The organism is Mycobacterium arosiense ATCC BAA-1401 = DSM 45069 (assembly GCF_002086125.1).
GTDB classification, from domain to species: Bacteria; Actinomycetota; Actinomycetes; order Mycobacteriales; family Mycobacteriaceae; genus Mycobacterium; species Mycobacterium arosiense.
Map to the genome: position 1 here is coordinate 18861 of NZ_MVHG01000007.1, position 23139 is coordinate 41999.

Genomic DNA, 23139 nt, shown 5'->3' on the forward strand with positions numbered 1-23139 from the left:
ACACCTTTCACCTATGTTCGCGGCGCGAAGTTGCCGCGGCGATCAATCGGGAAGACGAATAGCCCGCCACCGTGGGCAGGATCATCACCTCGCCGCCGTGGCGGTACACCACGTCGGCTTCGGGCAGGTCGGCGGCGGCGTAGTCGCCGCCTTTGACCCAGATGTCGGGTCGCAGCTCTTCCAGCATGCGCTCCGGAGTGGGGCCGTCGAAAATGGCCACGGCGTCGACACAGGCGAGCGCTGCCAGGACGCGGGCCCGATCCGCGTCACGCATCACCGGACGGCCGCTGCCTTTCAGCGCACGCACCGACGCGTCCGAGTTCACCAGCACGATCAGCGCGTCGCCCAATTCGCGGGCCTGCCTGAGCAGCCGGATGTGGCCGGTGTGCAACAGGTCGAAGCAGCCGCCGGTGGCCACCAGCGTGCCCCCGCGACGGCGCAGCCGCGCCGCCAGCGCAACCGGGTCAACCGTGCTGGCGTCCGCACGGCCGGCGGCGCCGGCCAAAACGTCAGGTCCATTGGCCGACACCGGCGTCGAGACCGACGCCGCGCCACCGGCGCCGACGAACCGCGCCGCATCGCCGACTGCGGCGCGCACGGCGGCGACGGCGTCGGCACCGGCACCGAGTGCTACCGCCGCGGCGACCGCGAACCGGTCGCCGGCCCCGCAGACGTCGGCGGCACCCGCCGCGGCGCCCTGCGGGATCCCGACATGATGGACGTCCGCCTGCGGCAGGTAGACCCGCGCGCCGCGGGCTCCGCGAGTGATGCACACCGCCGCCGCGCCCCACCTCTGCAGCAGCAGTTCCGGGCCGTCGCTCGGCGAATCTTTGCAGAAGGTCCGGGCTTCTTCATGATTCGGCGTCACCAGGGCGCATCCCGGCACCGGTGGCGCGCCGCGCGGGTGCGGGTCCCACACTGTGGGTATCCGGCGCGCGGATTCGGTCAGCGCCGTCCGGATGGCCGGCAGCGCGGTCACGCCCGCGCCGTAGTCGGCGACGCAGATCGCCCGCGCACCGGCCAGGGCGTCGGCCACCTCGGCGGCCAGCGGGCGGTTGATCGGGGCGCCGTCCCCGCGATCCACCCGGAGCATCGACTGGCCGCGGGCCCGGATCCTGATCTTGCTCACCGTCGTCCCGCTCATCGGCAACGCCAGCACCCGCACCCCGGAGGCGGTCAGCAGGTCGTGCAGCTGTCGGCCCGCGTCGTCGTCGGCGAAGCCGGTGATCAACACCACTGCGGTCTCGGTGCGGGCCGCGAGCAGGGCCGCCAGCCCGGCCCCGCCCGGCCGTTGTACGAGCCGTTCGGCGTCGACCACCGGCACCGGGGCCTCGGGGCTGAGCCGGTTCGTCGAGCCCAAGATGTCGATGTCCAGGATCGAATCACCAACGATGACAAGCGGTTTGGCGGTCATGATGCTTCCCGTCGCAACAGGATGTCGTCGAGCGCCATGCACAACCCGTGGATCAGCATCAGGTGGACCTCCTGCACGGTCGCCGTGCTGGCGGCGTCCACGCAGATCGCCTCGTCGCACATGCCGGCCAGCTCGTTGGGCCCCCGGCCGGTCAGCGCCCAGGTCACCATGCCGACGTCCTGCGCGGCTTTGGCCGCCGCTATCACGTTGCGGCTGGCGCCGCTGGTCGACAACGCCACCAGCACGTCGCCCGCCCGGCCGTGTGCCCGCACCCCGCGCGCGAACATCTCCTCCTCGCCGTAGTCGTTGACGATCGCGGTCAGCGCGGACGTGTCGGCGTGTAAGGCGATGGCGGACATGGGGATTCGTTCCTCGCGAAAGCGCCCCACCAGCTCGGCGGTGAGGTGTTGGGCCTCGGCGGCGCTGCCGCCGTTTCCACACGCCAACAGGCGGCCCCCGCGGGGCAGCACCACGGCCAGCTGCCCGCCCCAGCCGCGCAGCCGGGTCGCCTCAATGCTGGTGCGCCGCACCGCGTCTCGCAGCGCATCGAAGTGCACCTCGATCATGGCTCTCCTCCTTCCACCGCGGCGAGCAACTCCGCATCGGTGATGTGGTCCAGGCACGGGTGTCCGGGTACGGGGCAGACCCGCGCGCGGGTGGCCGCGCACGGCGCGGACTGATCGCCGAGGACGGTGACGCGCGGGCCGTGGGGCCGCCATTGCGCGGCCGGCACCACCGGGGCGAACAACGACACCACCGGGGTGCCCACCGCGGCGGCCAGGTGAGCCGGGCCGGTGTTGGGGACAACGACGACGCGCGCGGCCGCGAACACCGCGGCGAGTTCGGCGAGGCTGGTACGACCGCCGAGATCGACGGCCAGGTCGCTGGCCACCGATGCGGTCAGCGCTGCCTCCTCGGGGCTTCCCGTGACGACCACACGGTGGCCGGCGCCGACGAGCGCGGCCACCATGGCCGCGCTGCGCCCTGCGCTGGGCCGGCGCGCCGGCACGGCCGCACCGGGGTGAACCACCAGGAACGGCCCGGTCCCGAGCTGGGTCGCTAGCCGCGGCGGCACCGGGCCTATCGCCCGCACCCGCAGCCCGCCGTCGTCGCCGGCTGGCAGGCCACAACCGGCGGCCCGCGCCAGCGACAGCGCCCGCTCCGGCTCGGGGATCCCCTCGGGCACCTGATGCCGCAGGTTCAGCAGCGCGCCGGGATAGTCCACGCAGATGGCGCCCACCCAGGGCACCGCCGCCATGCGGCACAATAAGGCCAGCGGCAGCGGCGACTGGTGAAACGACGTGAAGATGTACACCCGGTCGGGGGCGAGATCGCGCAGCTGCTTGATCAGCGCCTCGGCATGCGCGGCGGTCATCTCGGGCGCCTCGAAATCCACCCAGGGCGCCTGCCATTCGACGATCTCGTCGACGCCGACCAGCAGCTCGGCCGCGTCCCGGCCGCGTGGCCCCACCAGCAACGTCAGCCGGTCGTGGTGCGCGGCCACCGCGCGCACCGCCGGACCGGTGATCAACACGTCACCGGCGCTGTCCAGGCGGGCCACCACCGCGGTGCTCATCGGCACTCCGAAAGCACCAGGGACACCGCGTCATTCAGCGTCGCGGCCACGCGCGCGTGCCGGCGCGCGTGCTCGACCTCGGCCGCCACGGTGCGGTCGGTGGGAACCAGCACCGCCCGGGCGCCGGCGGCCAGGGCGGCCCGGACGTCGCCGCCGGTGTCACCGATCATCACGCAGCGCCGGGGCGGCACGGCCAGGGCCTCGGCCGCCGCCAACACCATGCCCGGTCGCGGCTTGCGGCATCCGCAGCCGTCGGTCTCGTCGTGGACGCACACCTGCCAGGAGTCGAACGGGCCAAGCACGTCGTCCACCCGGCGGTTGACGGCCCTGAGCTGTTCGGTGCTGATCAGCCAACGCGCCACCCCGGACTGGTTGGTCACCACGGCCAGCAGCAGGCCGCGCCGACGCAGCCGAGCCAGCGCCCGGGCCGCTTCGTGGGTGGGGCGGACACCCGCCGGATCGTTGAGGTAGGGCTGGTCGACGATCAGGGTGTCGTCGCGGTCCAACAGCACCGCAAGCGGCGGATCCCGCCGCGCCCGGCGAAACGTCCATTCCCCGGCCAGCCGGTGGGCCACCGCGACCGGGGGAATGATCGCGCTGCTCAGCGAAAGCCACAGCGCCTCAACGCCGTTGCATGGTCCGCTCAGCCAGCGCCGGGCGGTGAACTCCGTCGTCAAGAGCAGCCACAGGGTGCCGGCCCGGCGGGCCGCGCGGCGACGACGCGACAGCGCGGCCCCCAGGGTGACCACGCCGGCCAGTGTGATGGCCGAGTGTGCCGGCATCCGGCCCGGCCCTTCGCCGATCTGCACGCGCCAGGCCCGTCCGTACTTGCGGCGCAGCAAGGCGTTGTCTCGGTTACCGATCTGCGCTGCAACGCTCGACCGCCAGGTGGCCGGCGCGACGGGGTGGATCGAGCGACGCTCGCCGCGCAGGATCGTGCCGCCTGCCGCCACAATCCGCAGCGCCAGGTCGGAATCCTCGCGGTAGGCGCGCGGAAACCGCTCGTCGAATCCGCCGACCGCCACCAGCGCGTCGCGGCGATACGCCATGTCGGCGGTGATCCATTGCGCCGTCGACAACCGTGCGGTCCGGCGCTCGTCGTCGGTGGGGCGGCGCGACCGGCTCGTCGGGACCACGAGCACCGCCTGCGATCCGACCGCGCCGGCGGCGTCCGCGGCCTTCAGGTCGATGCACAACGCCGACCCCCAATCCGGATCCGGCACCACGTCGTCATCGACGAAACACACCCAGCGGGTGGTGGCCGCACGCCATCCCACGTTGCGGGCGGCCGCCGGTCCGCGTCCGCCGCTGCGCAGCACCCGCACCCCCAGGCCGTCTTTCACCGCCAGCTCGCGGGGCGGCCCCGGCCTGTCGTCAACCACCACGACCCGCGGCGGCACCGGACCCGCACCACGCCTCAGTGCAATCAGCAAACGCCGCAATGAATCCCGGCCGATGGTGGGGATCACGAGGGTGCATTCGGGGATCACAGGTACCGCCTTACCAAATAGGGGCCCAGCGCCAGCACGTCGATCGGCGAACTGCCGAACACCTCGAGCGCGTCGCGCGGTGTGTCCACCATGGGTCGTCCGGCGGTGTTGAAGCTGGTGTTGATGACCACCGGAACCCCGGCGTGTTCGGCGAATCGGCTGATCGTCGCGTGCAGCAGCGGGTCTTCGGCCTTGTCGACGGTCTGGATCCGCGCGGTGCCGTCGACGTGGGTAACCGCCGGGATGCGGCCCCGCCAATTTTCGGCGACGTCGTGGACGAACAGCATGTAGGGGCTGGGAAGTGGCCCGCGAGCGAAGATCTCGGCCGCCCGCTCGCCCAACACCATGGGCGCGATGGGCCGGAACTGTTCGCGTCCCTTGACGGAGTTGAGGCGCTCCAAGTTGGCGGGGCAGCGCGGATCGGCAAGCAACGAGCGCCCGCCGAGGGCGCGCGGCCCGAATTCCGCGCGGCCCTGAAACCATCCGATCAACTGGTTTACGGCCAGCGCGTCACCGACCGCCGCCGCCAGGTCGTTCGGGCGCTCATAGCGAACGGCCGCGTCGTCGAGTGCGGCCTTGATCCGTTCCTCGGACCAACCGCGACCCAGCCGTGCGGTGGGCATCGGTGTGATCGGCTCGTGAAACGATGCGGCCAGACTCAATGCGGCCCCCAGCGCGGTGCCCGCGTCGCCGGACGCCGGCTGCACCCACATCCGGTCGAAACCTCCCTCGGCGTAAATGCGGCTGTTGGCAACGCAATTCAGCGCCACGCCGCCGGCCAGGCACAGCGCGTCACCGTCGGTACGGTCGCGCAGCCAGCGAACGAGATCAAGCAGCACGTCTTCGATGACCCGCTGCACGCTGCAGGCCAGATCGGCGTGCGCCGGGTCCAGCTCCGCCGCATCCGCCCGGCGCCGCGGCGCCAGCTGTTCCCAGTCGATCGGTTCGGTGCGAAAACCTCCGTCGCCGCGGGCGTAAACCCGGTCGCGAAGCCGCTCGGCGAAGCGTGGCCGGCCGTAGGACGCCATCGCCATCACCTTGTACTCGTCACTGGATCGCACGAAACCCAGGTGCTCGGTGAGGCTTTCGTACAGCAACCCCAGCGAGTGCGGCAGCTGTTGCGCGGCCAGCACGTCGAGCTTCTGGTCGCGATACGCACCGGCCAGCATGGAGGTGCATTCACCGCGCCCGTCGACCACCAGCACGGCGGTATCGGGATGTGGGGAGGCCAGCGCCGTCGATGCGGCGTGTGCGACGTGATGGCGGACGTGATGCACGACAGCGGGATTGAGGCCGGGCAGCGCGGTCTTGAGAAACCACGGCGCGCGCTCGGCGTACAGGGTGCGCAGGTACTCCCAATCCTTGTCGAGTCCGGCGGGATCGACTGGTTCGTCGTACATCAACGCCGGATCGTAGGAGTAGCCGACGGCATCGATCTCTTCGGCGGCGACACCGGCGTGCTCGAGACACCACCGCATGGCGGCGACGGGAAGTTCCCAGGTGGCGAAGGGAACCGCCTGCTTACCGTGCTTGCGCCGAGAAAAGCGTTCCTCTTCGGCGGCCGCCACCACCTGGCCGTCGATCACCAGCGCGGCGGCGGGATCGTGGAATACCGCATTGACACCGAGAATTCGCACTGCTTCCTCCTACCAGGTGCGTCGATCATCGGCCGGGACGAGCTCTTCATCGAATTTGTCCTCCGCGTCGGTTGTGCAGCGAAACCAGTCCACGGTCGTCTTCAACCCGGTGCGGTAATCGACGTAGGGTTGCCAGCCCAGGCGCTCGCGGGCGAGCGTGATGTCGGGGCATCGCCGTTGGGGATCATCCGTGGCCGGCGGGGTGAACAGGATCGTCGACGTGCTACAGGCGAGGTCACGGATCAGCTCGGCGGCGGCCAGGACGGTGAGCTCGTCGGGATTGCCGATGTTGACCGGTCCGCTGAAGTCGCTGTGCGCCAGAGCAAGCAACCCCGCGATGGTGTCGTCGACGTAGCACAGCGATCGGGTCTGCAGACCGGTGCCGGACACGGTCAACGGATCACCACGCAGCGCCTGCAGGCAGAACGTCGGAACCATGCGCCCGTCGTCGGCGCGCATGCCGGGCCCGTAGGTGTTGAAGATGCGCGCCACCCCGACATCGGCGCGGCCCAGGCGGCGGTGGGCGAACGCGAGCGCTTCGGCGTACCGCTTGGCTTCGTCGTAGACGCTGCGCGGCCCCACCGGATTGACGTTGCCCCAATATGTTTCGGTTTGGGGGTGCACGTCGGGGTCGCCGTACACTTCGCTGGTGGAGGTCAACACGAACCGGGCGCAGCCGCGCTCCGCGATGTCCAGTGCTGTCGCGGTGCCCGCCGACCCGGCGCGCAGCGTCTCGATCGGCCTGCGCTGGTAGTCGACCGGGGAAGCCGCCGAAGCCAAGTGGAATACCACATCGAAAGAACTGCCGATCTTGTCGACCAAGGCGGGATCGCAGACGTCGTGCTGCACGAACCGGTACCCGGGATGCCGTGCCAGTCGGTGATCCGTTGTGCTGGTGGACAGGTCGTCCACACTGACCACCTCGACACCGGCGGCAAGGAGTCGGTCGCACAGGTACGCGCCGAGGAATCCGGCTCCGCCGGTGACCAGAGCGGTTGAGAGCGAACGCATTCGGCTCTCGTACCCGTGGGTCTGGCGGTGAAACTCCGTTTCGCCGTTCGGCCTCGGGGCGTCCGCCCTTGGCGGGGCAACCAAGCTGATATTGGAAAACATTTGAGCCACAGGATCACCCGGAACGTGTGCTCGGTGTGCTCACGTCGCGCCGGGCGGGTGCCATTTTCTCGTAGATGCGTTCGGTGTCGGCGGCCACCCGGTCCCAGGTGTAGCGTGCCCGGGCCCGTTCGCGCCCGGCCTTACCCAGCGCCCGTCGGCGGCGGCCATCGCAGATCAGGGTCGCCAGGGCATCGCCGAGCGCATCTGGATCCTTGGGTGGCACCAGCCGGCCCGTGCCGCCGTCGACGACGGTGTCGCGGATCCCGCCCACCGCGGTGGCCACCACCGGGATGCCACACGCCATGGCTTCCAAGGGCACGATGCCGAACGGCTCGTACCAGGGCGTGCATGCCACCACATCGGCGGACCGCAGCAGCGCCGGCATTTCGGCGCGGGTGACCCCGCCGAGCAGGCGCACCCGGTCGGCCACCCCGAGCTCGGTCGCCAGTCGGTGCAGTTGTCGTGCGTGCGAGTCCTCGGGCAGCTCGGTGATGGGCGGGCCGCCCACGATCATCAGCTCGGCACCCGGGATGCGCGGCATGGCCCGGATCAGTGTCCCAAAGCCCTTGCGCGGCACCAGACGCCCCACCGAGACGATGCGCGGCCGGCTCCCACGGGCGGCCACCGGGCCGTGTGGTGTGAACGCGTCGATGTCCACCCCGCACGGCACCACGGAGGTCCGGGACTGCGCGCGGCCCATGCGAACCAGCTCGAAAACCTCGTCGGTGCTGGTGGCGGCAACCCAGTTGGCTTCCCGTGCGATCCGGGCCTCCACGGTGATTCGGCAATCCGGGCTGGTGTCGTCGGTGCCCTGATGCAATTTCTTGGTCAGACCCAACGCGTGGAACGTCTGCACGGTCGGTATCGAGTGCGCCCGCGCGGCGCGCTGGGTGGCCACGCCCGACATCCAGAAGTGCGCGTGGGCCACGTCGGGCGTATCCGTCAGCCACCGGCCATCGAGGAAATGGGCGAAGCCGTACATGTATTGCAGCAATTGGTCTTTGGGTAGCACCCGGGCCGGGCCCGCGGGAACGTGCACCACGGAATAGCCGTCCGGTGTCTCGACTGACTCGGGAAGCTCCGGGTCGTCGCGGCGGGTGTACACCACGACGTCGTGGCCACGCCGCGCCAGCGCGGAGGACAGCTCGGCGACGTGGACGTTCTGTCCGCCGGCATCCACGCCGCCCAGGTGCGCCAGCGGGCTGGCGTGCTCGGAGATCATCGCGATCCTCATGCGGGCTCCTTCCTTTTCAGCTGCACTGTTCCTCGATCAGTTGGTCCCACTCGGCGAGGAAGCGCCCGAGCCCGAACCGGGCGGTGGCGAATTCGCGTGCCGCCTTGCCGGCGGCCGCCGCGGTTGCCCGGTCGTCGAGGAAGTCGCGTAACCCTTCACCCAGCACCACCGGGTCCGGGCTGACAACGCCTGCCTCGGTGGGGATTACGAACGGCGCCATCGTCGCGCCGACGGCCACGATCGGCATCCCCAGCAGCATCGCCTCGATCAGGGACAGCCCGAGCGAGGTCCAGCGGGCGGTGTGCAGGTACACGCGGCGGCGGGCGATCTGACGCCACAGCTGCGGGGCGGCGACGTCGCCGCTACCGGTGACCGCGCCGCGGTTGACGCAGATCCCCTCGGTGCCGATGCCCCACACGTCGATCTGGGCATACTTCGACAACGGCTCCAACAGGTCGGCCCCGACCACACGGCCGCGTCGTGCCGGCTCGTTGATCATGGTGGCCGCCCGCGGCATGTCGCCGGTGTACAACTGGCCGGGATCGGCAACGCCGTGATCGACGACCCGCGTCGGCGCGCGACCGTTGTCCCACATCAACCGGTTGAAGTCGGTGACGTGCACCAGGGGAATGTCGCGGCGTTCGGCGAGGGGATGCCGGGTCTGGGCGGCGCGCTCGCGTGGCGCGTTGTGCTCGACATACACCGCCGGCAGGTCCAAGCCGGGGCGGCGGTGAGTCCAGCGGGCCACGAGTTCTGCTTCGTGCGGGCGTTGCAGCACCACCACGTCGATGTCTTCGGCGGCCAGGTCCTCGAGTGCGATTTGCCGCGCGTTGGGCCACGAGCGTCCGGCCAGCCCGATGCCGTCCTCACCGGCATCGGCGGCCACCGGAATCAGATACCGGTGCCTGCCCGCGACGAAGGCCTGCGCCCACGATCCGTGGACATGCCACACGAGAATGCGCTTTGCTCGCCCTGCATCCAACATGGCGAGCCAGATACCCTGTGACTTCTCCGATAAACGGCGTTTCGGGCGCTGTTTCTTGCGTGGTCGGGCGCTCACGGGCCGGCGTAGCTGCATCTATCGTTGGTGCACAACGGATTTGGCCGAAAAGCGGTCCCCATCCCGGGCAGCGTCAAGGTCGGGCCCAGTGTCCACGATGCGAACACCTTTGGACACGGGGCGAATACCTCCGGACGAGAACCGGTTTGCCCGGCCGCACCGTCAGGATCGGCCGAGCCCGCGGTCTTTGCTCAGGCGCTCTTTGGCAGCGATGATCCTGACACGCTGTTGCCCTTGGCGACTCGCCGGATCAGCATGCGGGTGGCCTTGTCCAGGATCTCCTGCGCCACGTCCGGCTTACGGGCGCGTTCGGCGCGGCGCGTCGCCGCGGCGATGGTCAGCCCTTGCTCGTAACCGGCGACGACGCGGGGGTCGACGTAGGAACCGCGCGCCACGGCCGGGGTGTTGCCCAGCTCCTCGGCCACCTCTTTCATCACCGCGGATTCCACGCGCTTGGCGACCCGTTGCGAGACCGCCGGGTCGGCATCGGCGAACGCCGTGGCCGCGAGCACCGTCCCATGCCAGGTTCGCAGGTCTTTGACGGTGTACTCGTCACCCACCAGCTCCTTGAAGCGGGCGTTGAGATCATCGGCACGCACATCGATCCACCCGGATGCGGTGCGGCACACCAACAGTCGTTCGGTGCGGTTGGGCCGGCGCATCAGGGCGCGCACGGCGCGGACCACTTCGGGATCCTCGATTCCCACGGTGCGCCGGACCCCGCTTTTGGCCGGGAAGTCGAACTCGACGGCGTCGCGCCGGACCACGACATGCTCGCACAACAGGGTGGACAGGCCGTAGGACTCGTTCTCCTCGGCGTACTGTTCACCGCCGGCACGGAAGTAGCCGCGATCCAGCAGCCGCAGCGCGAGCGCCAAGACACGCTTGCGGGTCAGACCCTGTCGCGTCAGATCTTTGGCAATCTCTGCGCGCCAGGCCGGCAGCCGTGTGGACAGTTCCAGCACCCGGTCGAATTTCTCCTCGGCACGCTCCTGCTGCCAGGCGGAGTGGTACAGGTACTGCCGGCGACCGGCCGCGTCGACGCCCACCGCCTGAATGTGGCCGTTGTCGAACGGCGAAATCCATACGCTCCTCCACGCCGGTGGAATGACCAGATCCTTGATGCGCTGCAAGGTTTCGGGGTCGGAGAGCGGTTTGCCATCAGGTTGGTAGTACGCAAAGCCTTTGCCACGACGCTTGCGCGCGATTCCCGGCTTGCTCAGCACGCTACGGCGCAACCGCATTGTCGTCCTCCAGTCCTGGTAGCTGACTGCACAATTACCCGCCGGAGAAGTTGTTCACACGGTTCGCAAAGCGCAGCCGAAATCCAAACGACCCGCCACGACGTCGTGGCGGGTCGTCTCGGACTCCGATCAGCCGGCCATGAATTCCTGGTAAGCCGACTCGAGGTAGGGCGGCAGGGCGGTGACATTGCACTGCCGCTCGGTGTCGCCGATCGGCGCCAGGATGCCGCGCAGGTCGTTGTATTCCTGCGGGTGGCCGGTGAAGTAGCTGCGCAAGCTCGACTCGGCCTGGGGCCGCGGCTGCCCGTAGGCGGCAGTCACCACCTGGTTGGCGCCCGGGTGCGCCGCCAGATACTGCTCGGCCGAGCCCTGTACCGCGGACACGGTGTTGTTCACACCGCCGGGACTGCAGTCGGGTGCTGCCGCCGCCGATGGTGCGCCGACGATGCCCGCGGCCATTCCGGCGAGCAGGCAGCCGGCACTGAATCCGGCCACTTTCCGGCGCGCGACAATGCTGCTGATTTTCATGATGTGTGATGTCCTTCGAAAGCGAAGTGATTTTCTCTAAAAGAGGCTCCCGATCCTCGAAATCCAAAGTAGCGGAGGCAAAAAGTGGAGGCGTTCGCCGACAACGAACGCCTGGGCCGTCGAGACCACTTCAGGGGTCATTTGCTAAGTGAACGATCAAACGATCCACCAATTTCTAAGAAACGGGGCCGTTTCTTAAGGAATCGTCATCGGGATCGTGACGCAATCGTTATCTGAAGCCCGTTATCGAAGCCCGTTATCTGAAGCCGGGCTTTCCGTCGCCATCTACGTGGCCGTCGGTGCTGGGCGGCGCCAAGGTGTGCAACCAGGTGTCGACGTCGGGGCCGACGACCACCGCGCGATCGCAAGCCAGCAACGCCCCGGCGCCCAGCGCGGCGACCGCCGGCTCCACCACGCGAACCTGCCGGGGATCACCTTGCTGGCTAAGCAGTTTCGATGTCAGCTCCGGCAACCGGATGGGGTCCGGCCCGGTGATGGTGCGCGGCATGTGCGTCTGACTCAGGGCGGCCTCGACCAGCACGTCGGCGACGGTATCGGCCGCGATGGGCTGAATCAGCCAGTCCTCGACGACCACCTCGTGGTCGTCACAGCTCACCGCGTCGTGATTGGTGGCGAACTCGTACCAATGGGTCGACTTGACGATCGAGGTCGGCACCGGGCCGTCGAGCAGGATGTTTTTCGCCCGCCGTTTGGCCTCGTAGTAGGCGAAGCCGTCGAATACCGGGTCTTCGATTCCCGCGATCGTCGACACCACCAAACGCTGCACTTCCTGCGTGGCGCACGCGCCCACCAGGTTGTGGGAGGCGGTGGCAAGGGTCTGGCCGATGTCGGACCGCCCGTCGGGTGGCACCGGGTTGGACACGTCGATGACGACGTCGACTCCCTTGAGCGCCTGCGAAAGGTCCGCTCCGTTGAACAGATCGACGCCGTGCTCACGCGAAATCTCGACCACTGCGACGTCGCGCGCCCTCAACCGGGCGACAACACGCCTCCCTGCTGTGCCGGTCGCTCCGATCACGGCGATGGTCGTCGTCACTGAAACCTCACCCCCCGGCGTTCGTCGTCGAACACTACCCAGTAATACCCGGCTCAAACCGGCCGTTTTAGCGAGCCTACGTGTGAGCTTGGGGCGCAGATACCGAGTGAGTGATCGCACACACCGCGGTGCCTGTCCAGGCTCGACGCGTGGCCCGGCGTTTGATGCCCCGCGCGGCGGGAACGCCCTAGCCGCCATCGAGCGCACGTCCAGAAACCACCCCAGACACCAAGAAAGGAGGTCGACCCATGGGCGACCAGAACAGCGGCCCGCAAGAAGCGGTCAAGGGCACCGTCGAAGGCGTAAAAGGCAAGGCCAAGGAGGTCGGTGGGACGGTACTCGGCCGCGACGACCTGACCGAAGAGGGCCAGGCCCAGCAAGATAAGGCCGACGCCCAACGCGATGCGGGCAAGAAGGAAGCCGAAGCCGAATCGGCAAGGGCCGGCGCGGACGCTGCCGAAGAGCGCCAGAAGAAGAACCAATAGGGTTTTCGCAAGGGGCCGGGTCCGATCGTCGGGCCGGGCCCCTTGCGCGCGTGAGGTATACCGACGGCATCGATCGCCGATCGACGGTTTCAAGCCGTCCCGCCGGGCTACTCCGGAGCTTGACTGCTTTTGGCGGGCGGCGTGCGGAGGAGCGGGGTGACAGATGAGTCTGGGACAGCGGGTGGCGGGCGCGCTCGCGTTTTTGCGGGCGGGCTGCCCCAGGGGCGCGCCCGAGGTCGGCTACGCACCGCTGTTGGCTTTATTGCCACGGCGGGTGACCGACGACGAAGTCACCGCCATCGCCCGCAAGCTGCTCACACCCGGCCGCCTCGGGATCGGCCACGCCGACGTTGGAGTGGCCATCATCGGGGTCACCGACGCGATGCCCAGCACGGCAGACGTCGAGCGGGTGCTGGCGGCGATGAGATCGGTTGGCGCTCAGGCAGACTGAACGGGTTCAGTCCCGGTCCAGATCCACCACCAGCGGACGGTGGTCGGAAATGGTCATCGGGTCTGCCTTGACGGCGCCGCCGCGCAGCCGGGGATCGTCGGTCAAGATGTGGTCGAGCTGACGGTTGGGCCCCTCCGAGGGGAACGTGTGCGCCGTGGCCAGCGCCCGCATGCCGGACCAGCGGTGCACCGTCTTGGGAGTCATGTTCAGGTCGCCGGTCAACAGCCGCGGACCCGGGAAACCGCGCAGGTCTCGAATGAGCCGCCGCAGCTGGCGCCGATTCCATCCCGGAACGAACGACAGGTGCGTGTTGGCCACCGTCAGCCCGCCAATCGGGGTGTGCAACTGCGCGATGACCGCCGCCCGCGGCTCCTCGTCGACGACCATCACCTTATTGGGACCGGGCAGGTACATGGGAAACCGTATGGGAATCCGCGGCAAGCGCAGCACCTGCCAGCTGGTCACCGGGTATCGGGACAGCAGCGCAATCCCGTAGGCCGAGGTACCCGGCTGTTCGCGGCCGGTGGCGGCCATCCAGGTCGCCCCCGGTGTGCCGGAAATGGCCGCCACGAACCGGTGTTCGACCGCTCCCATGGCTTCAGCCGCCGCGGCTGTCAGGTCGGCGCGCTCCGACCGAGGCTGATCGCAGTCGACCTCTTGCAGGCTCAGCACGTCGGGGTCGAGGCGCCGCACGCAGTCACGCAGCCGGTCGACCACCACGCCGTCGCCGACGGTGCGACCGTGCAGGATGTTGAATGTCGCCACGCGCATAGGCCTTCAGCTACCCACTTTCGCGGTACTCGGTCACCGGGCGATGCGGTCACCGGAATACGACTTCGCCCACCGTGAGCAGTCGCGAAAGAACGAAGCCCGGCAATATGGGCGCTGAGTGGCCTGTGCTGGAAGCGAATTGGCTACGGTAGCATTGCGCGGCGCGCCGTTTGCGCTGCATCGCCCAGCCGGGCGTGTGCACCGAGTAGGCCCGGTCCCATGGCACCGCCGAATCGGCTGGAATTGCCCAGTGCCACATCCAGATCGGATATTCCAGCAGCGTGGCTGCGGTGCGCTCGCATGCGGCCGAGGCCGCACGGCCAACGGCTTCGTGATCGGGATCTCCGTCGCCCCGCCAGGTGGCCGCGCACCAGGCCGCGGGCCCGGCGGCTTCGAGGATCCCGGTGAGCTTTTCGGTCAGCTGGTCCTCGTGGATTGTCAGCTCGCCGGCGGGTAAGCCCAGCGACACTGGGGGAGGGACGTTCAAAAGGTGTGTTGCCCTGCGTGATTCGTATCGAAGGATGGTTTCCATGCGAAGCCGCTCCGAGCCCGACGCGCCGGGGCGTGCGGCACCGCCATCGCTGGCGCAGACCACTCGAATTCGCGCCCCGGCCGCGGCCAGCTGGGTGATCATGGCACCCAGACCCAGAGTTTCGTCATCGGGGTGAGGGGCCACGACCACCAGGTTCTTGCACTCGGTCAGATCCAGCGCCGGCAGGGGTCGCTCCGCAAATGCGGCCAGCCACAACGGCGCTGGAGTGCCGCTGTGCGTCAGGGGCTTGACCGCGAACCTGGTGCAGTTGCCCGCCGGCAGGGTCTTCATGGGTGCCTCGTCGGCTGCCGGCCCGCCAGCCGCCCGAGCTCGGCAAGGTCTCGCTCCGCGTGGCTTTGGCGGATGTAGATGCTCAGATCGGCGACCCGTTGCGCGTGCCGGCCATCCTGGCACAGTGGGCCGGGGCCCAGCGCACGCCCGGTGCGGGTGATGGCTTCGTCGACCGCGTGTTCCACCACCGTGCGCACGCGGCGGGCCAACAATTGCGCGGTGCCGGCCCGGTCGAACGGGTCGTCATCGACCTGACTCGCCGCTGCGGCCAGGATCGCGTCACCGGCGGCCAGCGCGGCGTCCACGGCACCCAGGTGCGCCAGTGAATACGCGTCGGCGGATTGGCTTGCGGCGCACCGGTACAGCGGGTCCGCGACCCGGCGCGCGCCACCCAGCCAACAGGCGGCGACACCGATGGCGCCGTGCCAGAAGCCGGGCCGGCTCAGGTAGGCCCCCGGGTCGCCCACGGCGACGGCTTGAGCATTGGTGAACTGCACCGGCCTGGTGTCACTGCCCGCCATTCCGGCGTTCCACCACGTGCTGGGCAACGCCTTGACCGTCGGGTCGGTGGCGGCGACCGCGAACAGGCCGCGGGTCCCGTCCGCCAGTCGCGCGGTCACCAGTGCATGGGTGCAGAACCCCGCGCCGGCGCACCACACCTTGGTGCCGCTCAGGGTGAAGGCGCCGTCGGCGCCGGTGGCCGTCAGCGCGGCGTCCGGGGCTTCGGCCGTCCACACGCCCCATAGCTGACCCGGTTCGGGTGGCTTGCCGCCCAGCTCGTGAAGGATCGCCACCGCGTCAACGTGGGCTTCGGCGATCCTGGCCGCCACGATGTTCTCCTCGGCCAGCCGCGCCAGGCGTTCCCAGCGTTCGGCGGTGCGACCGGAGGCGGGAAAGGGTAACTCGAGTCGTCCGGACTCCAGCCAGTGCTCAACCAGCCCCGCCGTCATGCGCAATCACCCGCCGCCGATCTCCCCAACTGCCCGAGGTGGGCGAATCCGTCAAGGACCCGAGCCTCGGTCCGCGCCGGTGTGATCACAGACAGTTCGGTGTGACGATGAATGCGGTGTCCCGCGGCTTCAAACCGCTCGATTAGGTCGGCTTTCTCGCCGGTCGGCAGGGTCCGAAAGCCGCCGACATGCCAATATGCCCGCGCGTCGAAGCCCATGTCGCCATCGACGAACTCGTGGCGGCTTTCCGGGCGACCGGGGCCGGCTTCGTAGTACCGCACGACGCCCACCACTATGTCCGCGCCGGACTTCAGCTGATGAGCCAGCCAGCGTGGGTCTACCCGGCTGTCGGCGTCGGTGGTGGCGAACCAGCATCTGGCTCCGTCTCTCAAGAGGGAGCGCGCGTAACCGAACCCGACGGCCCTGGCCGTGCCGAGGTTGTGCACGCCGACCTCGATGAAATGCACATCGGGCCCGTATTCGCCGGCCAGCTCCTCGCTGCCGTCATCGCAAGCGTCGAGGACCACTACGATGTGCACCGGGATCGACGCGCACAGGGCGGCGGTCAGCACCGCGCGCAGACACGCAGGCAGCTTGGCTCGTTCGTTGTGGACGGGAATCACGATGGCTGCAGCGTCATATGCGCATGGCACGGCGGTTGACATAACCCCAAGATTTCCCAATTGGCCGCGAGTTAAACGGCTTTAGCACCGCACCAGGTTGCCCCGCCCGCTCGCCGGGTATGACCTAAACACCATGGCCGCCACCGACGCCCAGACCGATGGCTCCGCCTGCGCGACGCCCTTGCGAGATGCGCTGCGGGGCGCGGCGTCGGCGCTCAAGGGTCGCGGACCACGCTTCGCATTGGCCGGCAGCTACGCGCTATGGGCTTACGGCGCACCGGAACCCAGCCACGATGTGGACCTGGTGGTTAGCGAGTCCGACGTGGACGCGGCCGTCACCGCCTTGGCCGACGCCGGGTTCGTCATCGAACGCCCGCCGGAGGATTGGCTGTTCAAGGCCCGCACCGGCGGCGTGCTGGTGGACATCCTGCATCGCATCAATGGCGTGCCCGTTGACGCGGACACGCTGGAGCGGGCCGAACAACGCGACGTGCTGGCGATCCGCATGCCGGTGTTGCCTCCCACCATGGTGCTGGTCCAGCAGCTGCGTTCCCTGGGCGAGCACCACTGTGATTTCGCCAGATTACTGCCCGCGGTCCGCGCGGTGCGCGAACGCCTGGACTGGGAAGCCATTCGGGCGCAGACCGCCGACAACGACTACGCCGTCGCTTTTCTGGTGCTGGTCGAGCGACTCGGCCTGACGGGTCAGTGATTACGCAGTTTGGCGACCAGTTTGTCTTTGCTCAGGCTCGAATAGCGGGACATGCCAAGCTCTTTCGCACGCTTCTTGAGTTCCGGCACCGTCCAATCCCGATAGGAGCCCGACCTGCCCCCCTTGCGGGACACCTTCGGCTTGCCCTGTCCGGCGGCGGCGTTCGAGACGCGCGCGGCCTTCTCCTTGGAATCGCCCTTCTTGCGCAAGTCCTGATACATCTTTTCGTTTTTGATAGACGAACGCGGCATGATCTCTCCTCCTGTCCACGGCGAGGCATCCTCGTCAGTAGTGCCCGCCTCGGCCGATTCAAAAACCTTTTCAGGCCGGCACCGGATCCGTGCGCCGGTCCCAGCAGCGGTGTCGCGCCAGTGCGGCGGCGAATTCCTCCGCGAAGCGGTCGGGCAGCTCGTCGGCGGCCGCTTTGGTGGTGATGACCGACTGTTCGTTGAGAACGTCGGTGTCCTCGGCCAGCCGATTGGCGATGCGGGCGGTGCGCAGCAGCTCAACGCCTGCCCCATAGGCGCCGATCGGCTTCAGGTGCTTGTACGCCTCGGTCACGAAGTGCACGGCGTAGCCGTCGTCGGACAGCGTCGATACCGACCGCGGCCCGCAGGCCACCACAACGGCGTCGTAGAGCACCGACGCCATGGTGGTGAACGATCGGTCGACCGCAAGCTCGCCGCCGGACCCGCCCTCCAGCGTGCCGCCGGCCACCGGCGCTAATACCTCGACCACCGCGCCGCGTTCGCCCATCTGCTCGATGAAGCGCTGCGTTCCCACCACGTCGACGCCGTCGGCGGCCAGCACCGCGATCTTGCGCGAGGCGATGGTGTCGCTGACACCGATCTGGGACAGCGCCGGTGACGCGGCCACATTCTCGTCGACCGGCTCCTCGGGCGGTTCGGGGAGGCCCAACTTGGCCGCCACCTGTGCGGCCAGCCCGCCGTCCACCCGGGCGAGCTGACCCACGACGGCCGAACGGATCTCGGGCATTTCGACCTTGCCGAGTTCAAATGCGAACGCCGCCACGATGTGTTCGGCTTCGATTGGCGACATGCTGTGCCAGAACATTCGCGCCTGGCTGTAGTGGTTTTCAAAGGACTTGGCGCGCTTACGCATCGTCTGGCCGTCCACTCGCTCGGTGTAGTGGCGGAAGACGTTCTCGTCGGCCAGCGCCGGGCAGCCGCCGCCGACGCTGTTCCTGAAGTAGCTCGAACGGCCCTGCGGGATCGCATGCTGTCCGTAGCCGTCGTGCTGATTGGTCCGCACCTGCGCCACCGGCCGGTTGATGGGCAGCTGCACGAAGTTGGGGCCGCCCAGCCGGATCAGCTGGGTGTCCAGGTAGGAGAAGTTGCGGAATTGCAGCAGCGGATCGTTGGTGAAATCGATGCCGGGCACCACGTTCGCCGTGTGGAACGCCACCTGCTCGGTCTCGGCAAAGAAGTTGTCCGGGTTGCGGTTCAGCACCATCTTGCCCACCGGCCGAACCGGAACCTGCTCCTCCGGAATGATCTTCGTCGCGTCCAGCAGATCGAAATCGAACTTGAACTCGTCCGCCTCGGCGACGAGCTGCACGCCCAGCTCCCACTCCGGGTACTGGCCGGACTCGATCGCCTCCCACAGGTCGCGACGGTTGTAATCGGGATCCTTGCCGGCGATCTTCTGGCACTCGTCCCAGATCAGTGAGTGCACACCGAGGCGCGGCTTCCAGTGAAACTTGACGAAAGTTCCGTCGCCGCTGCTGTTTACCAGCCGGAAGGTGTGCACGCCGAAGCCTTGCATCATGCGGTAGCTGCGCGGCAACGCCCGGTCCGACATCAGCCACATGATGGTGTGCAGGGTTTCGGGTTGCAGTGCCACGAAGTCCCACAGCGTGTCGTGCGCCGACTGCGCCTGCGGAATCTCGTTGTGCGGCTCGGGTTTCACCGCGTGCACGAAGTCGGGGAACTTGATGCCGTCCTGGATGAAGAACACCGGGAAGTTGTTGCCCACCAGGTCGTAATTGCCTTGTTCGGTATAGAACTTGGTGGCGAAGCCGCGCACGTCGCGCACCGTGTCGGCCGATCCGCGTGACCCGGCCACCGTGGAGAACCGGACGAACACCGGCGTCTGGACGCCCGGGCCGGTCAGGAATTTGGCCGCGGTGTAGTCGGCCAGCCAGTCGTCGTACGGTTCGAAATAGCCATAGGCGCCGGCGCCGCGCGCGTGCACCACGCGTTCGGGAATGCGCTCGTGGTCGAAGTGGGTGATCTTCTCCCGGGCGTGAAAGTCCTCCAACAGCGTCGGACCCCGCTCGCCGACCCTCAGCGAGTCGTCGGTGTGGTCGACGCGGACGCCCTGCTGCGTGGTCAGGTATCCGGTGTCGCGGCGGAACCGGGCCGGCTCCAGATCGCGTTGCTTGGGATTCTGGTCGGTGGCCATAGGTCGCCTCCTTTCCACGTTGGGGTTACCACCGGGCAACCGGGGCAAACGACACGGATGCGCAGCAAGTGAACGGACGCCGATTACTTAGCCTCGTTTGGGGTAGTAGAAAGCGATGGTTTACATGGCCTAGGTCGGCGCGGGTGACCGACATCGGCGCAGCGGGGTGAAGCCGGATGCATGATGATCGTTCGGCTACCCGGGTGGAGCCGGAGACCGTCCCCGAGCTACCGGTCCTGACCGTCGAGGGCGTGCTGGACAGCTCCACCTATCGGACCGTCCGCGACGTCATCATCAAAGCCGCGATCGACGAGCCGCGCGCGGTGATCGTCGATGTCAACCGTCTGCAGGTGCCGTCCGCGTCGGCCTGGACGGTGTTCACCAGCGCTCGTTGGCACGTCAGCGTGTGGCCCGATGTGCCGATCCTGCTGGTGTGCGCGTCGCCGGAGGTGCGGCGCACAATCAGGGCGGCCGGCGTCTCCCGAATGTTCCGATACATGCAGCGCTGGAGCCCGCCGTGGACGCCGCGGCGAGCCGGTCCCTCCTCGTCCGGCGGCGGGCGCGCGCCAGCCTTGCGCGAAACATCAGCAGCCTGGAAATCGCGCGCGGTTTGATCGCCGAATGGCTCACCCAGTGGGAGATCGATGGGGCGATCCCGGTGGCTGCCACGTTGGCCACCGTCTTCATCGAAAATGTTCTCGACCACACCCAGAGCGCGCCGGCGTTGATTGTCGAGAGCTACCGGGACACCGTCACCGTCGCGGTCGAGGACAACAGTTCTCACCTGCCCGGTCGGCATGAGGATGCCGACTCGGGGGCCGACCTCGTCTCCGGGCTGGCCATCGTCGCCGCGCTGTCCCGGGTGCGGGGTGCGGTCCCGACGTCGTCGGGCAAAACGGTCTGGGCACTGATCGGGCGAGAAAACCAGTTTTGACGGCTTTCGAAGCCCCGATGCGCTGTACGCGGGCTTCGCGCGGATTCGGCGGGTTATACCGTTACGCTCGGAGAACGAAACGTGTTGAGGTGCCTGCATTTTGGCCTTTCCCTGCACCTGAGGCGCCGAACGCACATTCGCCTGCAGGTGCTCGCTGATGGAGGTCGTGGGCCAGCCACCGGCCAGCAGGCGAAGTTCGGGCCACGATGCGAAGAGGCTCTCGCGGCCGTTTCGCGATTTTCGGGCCCGGGTATGCCACTTGATGTTGTGCAAAAGCGGGTGGCGCGGAGGGAATCGCAGTTGAGGGTCGCAATTGTCAGCGGCGATGACGTCGCCGGGGAGGACCCGGAACAACTGTGCGCCGCGCTGGGAGCCCAGGGACACGATGCCACGCTCTGCCTGCGACGAGCCAGTCGGCGGTCCGCGCAGGCGTCCGCCGAGGCCGATTACCACCGCGTCTCGATTCCCGTCGGTCCGCGCGGGGCGACATCACCGGTCGACGTGCTGCCCTATGTGGGGCAGTGGGCGGCCACTTTGGACCGAATCTGGACGACCGAGCCACCCGTCGTCGTGCACGCCTACGGCTGGCTGGGCGGCCTGGCCGCTCAACTGGCCGCGCGCCGTCGACGAATCCCGACCGTGCAGACGTTTCTGGGGTTGGCCGCGACGTCGCCCGGCCATGCCGGGGCGGAAAGCGAACGGAAGCGCATCGAGCCGCTCCTGTCGCGCAGCGCGACCTGGGTGACCGGCGAAAGCAGCGACGATGTCGATGCGCTGGCCCGACTGCGCCGCCGCCGGACCCGGGTGTCGGCCCTGACCTGCGGTGTGGACGCCGAGCGCTACACTTCGACGGGTCCGACAGCCCCGCGCAACGGGCTGCAACGCATTCTCGCCGTGACGCCGAACCCGTTGTCGCACAACGGCATTGATATCATCATCCGCGCTCTGCCTAAGGTGCGCGGTGCCGAATTGGTGATCGTGGAAAGCGACGCCACCAACGGCAGCCACAACGACGCGCGCGCAGTGCTGCAACGTCTCGCGTCGGAGCTGGGAGTGGCCGATCGCGTGCGCTTTGCCGGCCGGGTCCCGGATGACGAACTGCCCATGTTGATCCGGTCCGCAGACCTGGCTGCGTGCACTCCCCGGCAACCACCCCGGGCCACCACCGTGTTGCAGGGCATGTCCTGCGGGGTGGCGGTGGTCGCGGCCAGCGTGGGAGTACTGGCCGACGTCGTGCTCGACGAGATCACCGGTCTGGTGGTGGCCCCGGAGAATCCCGCCGCGTTGGCCGCGGCGGCGAGAAGGCTTCTCGGCCATCGGTTTCAGTCCGAAAGCATGGGTTCGGCGGGCCGCAGCCGCGCGGCGTCGCGTTTCGCGTGGCAGCGGATTGCGCTCGACGCGTTGAATATCTACGCAAGCCTCGGTTCACCAGATCGGACACCGGCGGGTGCGCCATCCACGGTGCGGTGAGGCAATGATGCGGGCGCTCGAGTTGTTTCATCCAGGCCGGCCATGACCATCGTGACGAGCGGAGCCGGCAGCAAGCCTGCCAAACTGGCCGGGGGGAACGCCGGTGACCCGACGGAACAGACCGGGGCCGATTACTGCCCCGCGCGTCCGATGCTTGGCCGTGACGCCGAACCGGCCCTCCATCCGGCCGCGGTGCAATACAAGCAGTTTCGCACTGCCGATGGGCATGCCGCGCGGCGGTTCTTCGCCGATGCGTATCAACCGGGATGGCGAATCTCCGGGCTCACCACTCACGCCGGGATGTCACATCGGCGCAGTGATGCCGGCTGGTTGACGGTGGATGAGGTGATGATCCAAGGTCGTTCGACCCTCGAGGTGCCGGCGTCTGAAACCATCCTGGTGATCCAGCCGCGTGCGGGATCTTTGAGCGTCGCGGGCGGTCCGCTGGCGACCACGGACTTCCCTATCCTTGTCGCCCACGGGATGTCTTGCGTAATGCACTGCAGCTGTGCAGGTTTCGATGTGATCACCATCGAGGAGGACGTGCTACAGAGAGTCGCCGCGGATTGGCATGCGTCGCTGGGGCAGCAGACCCAGTTCGTGAATTGGCGTCCCCGTTCCCGTGCCGCCGTGCGGGCGTGGCACCGGGCGCTGGACTACGCGGTAACGACGTTGGCCTGCGCCGATACCGCCCAGCAGCCGCTGATCGCGGCGGGTATGGCCAGCCTGCTGGCCGGTGCGCTGCTCGAGTGCTACCCGTCCAACCTCACCGAGCATGACCCGGCCAGCGATCTGGCCATGCCCGAAGCCCTCAAGGAGGCGGTGTCCTTCATTCACCGCCACACCGTTGAAGACATCGGCATCAATGAGGTCGCGGCGGCGGTGCACCTGACGCCCAGGGCGGTGCAGTACCTCTTCCGCCGACAGCTCGACACGACACCGACCGAATACATGCGTCGTGTCCGGCTCAGCCGCGCCCATCAAGAGCTGATGACGGCGACATACCCCGCTTCGACGGTCACCGAAATCGCCCAGCGGTGGGGGTTCGCGCACACCGGACGGTTCGCGGTGCTCTATCGGCAGACCTATGGGCAAAGCCCGCACACCACGCTGCGGCAACAAACCGCACCCTCTTGATGGCCC

The 23139-nt window shown here is 68.4% G+C and carries 22 protein-coding genes and 1 pseudogene; 6 read left to right on the top strand and 17 right to left on the bottom strand.

Annotated elements, in window-relative coordinates; translation table 11 throughout:
• Positions 1 to 7 precede the first annotated feature (7 nt).
• The 11 genes from BST14_RS05000 to BST14_RS05050 form a co-directional block, all read right to left on the bottom strand.
• Positions 8 to 1414 carry a PfkB family carbohydrate kinase gene (locus BST14_RS05000; protein ID WP_083063482.1) on the bottom strand — a complete coding sequence of 469 codons (1407 nt, stop codon included), beginning with the start codon at positions 1412 to 1414 and terminating at the stop codon, positions 8 to 10.
• Positions 1411 to 1980, bottom strand: a complete 570-nt coding sequence (locus BST14_RS05005) for a D-sedoheptulose-7-phosphate isomerase (RefSeq protein WP_083063483.1) — start codon at positions 1978 to 1980, stop codon at positions 1411 to 1413. Before BST14_RS05005 ends, BST14_RS05000 begins: the two co-directional genes overlap by 4 nt.
• The gene (locus tag BST14_RS05010) at positions 1977 to 2990 is read right to left on the bottom strand and encodes a glycosyltransferase family 9 protein (RefSeq protein WP_211280656.1); all 1014 of its coding nucleotides are present in this window, start codon (positions 2988 to 2990) and stop codon (positions 1977 to 1979) included. Before BST14_RS05010 ends, BST14_RS05005 begins: the two co-directional genes overlap by 4 nt.
• Positions 2987 to 4480, bottom strand: coding sequence for an HAD-IIIA family hydrolase (locus BST14_RS05015; RefSeq protein WP_211280657.1), 1494 nt, complete (start codon positions 4478 to 4480; stop codon positions 2987 to 2989). The genes BST14_RS05010 and BST14_RS05015 overlap by 4 nt, the downstream gene beginning before the upstream one ends.
• Positions 4477 to 6117: a carbamoyltransferase family protein gene (locus tag BST14_RS05020; RefSeq protein ID WP_083063484.1), complete on the bottom strand. Its 1641-nt coding sequence runs from the start codon at positions 6115 to 6117 to the stop codon at positions 4477 to 4479. Before BST14_RS05020 ends, BST14_RS05015 begins: the two co-directional genes overlap by 4 nt.
• Before the next feature lie 9 nt (positions 6118 to 6126).
• Positions 6127 to 7230 (bottom strand): NAD-dependent epimerase/dehydratase family protein, encoded by a 1104-nt coding sequence (locus tag BST14_RS05025; protein ID WP_142279273.1) that lies wholly within the window; start codon positions 7228 to 7230, stop codon positions 6127 to 6129.
• 13 nt (positions 7231 to 7243) lie between these two features.
• On the bottom strand, positions 7244 to 8464 hold the full coding sequence (locus tag BST14_RS05030) for a glycosyltransferase (RefSeq protein ID WP_083063486.1): 1221 nt from the start codon (positions 8462 to 8464) through the stop codon (positions 7244 to 7246).
• Positions 8465 to 8480: 16 nt separating this feature from the next.
• Positions 8481 to 9449, bottom strand: a complete 969-nt coding sequence (locus BST14_RS05035) for a glycosyltransferase (protein ID WP_142279274.1) — start codon at positions 9447 to 9449, stop codon at positions 8481 to 8483.
• 266 nt (positions 9450 to 9715) lie between these two features.
• Positions 9716 to 10768, bottom strand: coding sequence for a DNA topoisomerase IB (locus BST14_RS05040; RefSeq protein ID WP_083063488.1), 1053 nt, complete (start codon positions 10766 to 10768; stop codon positions 9716 to 9718).
• 129 nt (positions 10769 to 10897) lie between these two features.
• On the bottom strand, positions 10898 to 11296 hold the full coding sequence (locus BST14_RS05045; protein WP_083063489.1) for a heme-binding protein: 399 nt from the start codon (positions 11294 to 11296) through the stop codon (positions 10898 to 10900).
• Between the two features lie 256 nt (positions 11297 to 11552).
• On the bottom strand, positions 11553 to 12353 hold the full coding sequence (locus BST14_RS05050; protein ID WP_083063490.1) for an SDR family oxidoreductase: 801 nt from the start codon (positions 12351 to 12353) through the stop codon (positions 11553 to 11555).
• Between the two features lie 248 nt (positions 12354 to 12601).
• Here BST14_RS05050 and mbp1 point away from each other — a divergent pair, with 248 nt between their 5' ends.
• Positions 12602 to 12838 carry a microaggregate-binding protein 1 gene (gene mbp1, locus BST14_RS05055; RefSeq protein ID WP_083063491.1) on the top strand — a complete coding sequence of 79 codons (237 nt, stop codon included), beginning with the start codon at positions 12602 to 12604 and terminating at the stop codon, positions 12836 to 12838.
• A 163-nt stretch (positions 12839 to 13001) separates the two neighbouring features.
• Entirely contained in the window at positions 13002 to 13289 is a 288-nt protein-coding gene (locus BST14_RS05060) for a DUF3349 domain-containing protein (RefSeq protein WP_083063492.1), read from the top strand.
• Between the two features lie 6 nt (positions 13290 to 13295).
• Here the strand turns inward: BST14_RS05060 and BST14_RS05065 are convergent, their stop codons facing one another.
• From BST14_RS05065 to BST14_RS05080, 4 genes are read right to left on the bottom strand one after another with little or no spacing between them, the layout of a single operon-like run.
• Positions 13296 to 14060, bottom strand: coding sequence for an endonuclease/exonuclease/phosphatase family protein (locus tag BST14_RS05065; RefSeq protein WP_083063493.1), 765 nt, complete (start codon positions 14058 to 14060; stop codon positions 13296 to 13298).
• Between the two features lie 49 nt (positions 14061 to 14109).
• A complete protein-coding gene (locus tag BST14_RS05070) occupies positions 14110 to 14883 on the bottom strand; it encodes a PIG-L deacetylase family protein (RefSeq protein ID WP_083063494.1) in 774 nt (257 codons plus the stop codon).
• Positions 14880 to 15833, bottom strand: a complete 954-nt coding sequence (locus BST14_RS05075) for an acyl-CoA dehydrogenase family protein (protein WP_083063495.1) — start codon at positions 15831 to 15833, stop codon at positions 14880 to 14882. The genes BST14_RS05070 and BST14_RS05075 overlap by 4 nt, the downstream gene beginning before the upstream one ends.
• The gene (locus tag BST14_RS05080; RefSeq protein ID WP_083063496.1) at positions 15830 to 16498 is read right to left on the bottom strand and encodes a glycosyltransferase family 2 protein; all 669 of its coding nucleotides are present in this window, start codon (positions 16496 to 16498) and stop codon (positions 15830 to 15832) included. Before BST14_RS05080 ends, BST14_RS05075 begins: the two co-directional genes overlap by 4 nt.
• Before the next feature lie 91 nt (positions 16499 to 16589).
• On the opposite strand from BST14_RS05080, the gene BST14_RS05085 reads away from it, so the two are divergent.
• Complete coding sequence (locus BST14_RS05085; RefSeq protein WP_083063497.1) at positions 16590 to 17168, top strand: nucleotidyltransferase; 579 nt, start codon at positions 16590 to 16592, stop codon at positions 17166 to 17168.
• Here the strand turns inward: BST14_RS05085 and BST14_RS05090 are convergent.
• On the bottom strand, positions 17162 to 17419 hold the full coding sequence (locus BST14_RS05090) for a DUF7218 family protein (RefSeq protein ID WP_083063498.1): 258 nt from the start codon (positions 17417 to 17419) through the stop codon (positions 17162 to 17164). The two genes, BST14_RS05085 and BST14_RS05090, sit on opposite strands and share 7 nt — an antisense overlap.
• A gap of 70 nt (positions 17420 to 17489) precedes the next feature.
• The gene (locus tag BST14_RS05095; protein ID WP_083063499.1) at positions 17490 to 19592 is read right to left on the bottom strand and encodes a catalase; all 2103 of its coding nucleotides are present in this window, start codon (positions 19590 to 19592) and stop codon (positions 17490 to 17492) included.
• Between the two features lie 176 nt (positions 19593 to 19768).
• Here BST14_RS05095 and BST14_RS05100 point away from each other — a divergent pair.
• The 3 genes and pseudogenes from BST14_RS05100 to BST14_RS05110 all read left to right on the top strand — a co-directional run bounded on the left by BST14_RS05100 (position 19769) and on the right by BST14_RS05110 (position 23133).
• Positions 19769 to 20526, top strand: a pseudogene (locus tag BST14_RS05100) (STAS domain-containing protein).
• Positions 20527 to 20826: 300 nt separating this feature from the next.
• Positions 20827 to 21996 (top strand): glycosyltransferase, encoded by a 1170-nt coding sequence (locus BST14_RS05105; RefSeq protein WP_083063572.1) that lies wholly within the window; start codon positions 20827 to 20829, stop codon positions 21994 to 21996.
• A 150-nt stretch (positions 21997 to 22146) separates the two neighbouring features.
• On the top strand, positions 22147 to 23133 hold the full coding sequence (locus BST14_RS05110; protein WP_438502132.1) for a helix-turn-helix transcriptional regulator: 987 nt from the start codon (positions 22147 to 22149) through the stop codon (positions 23131 to 23133).
• The last annotated feature ends 6 nt before the right edge of the window (positions 23134 to 23139 follow it).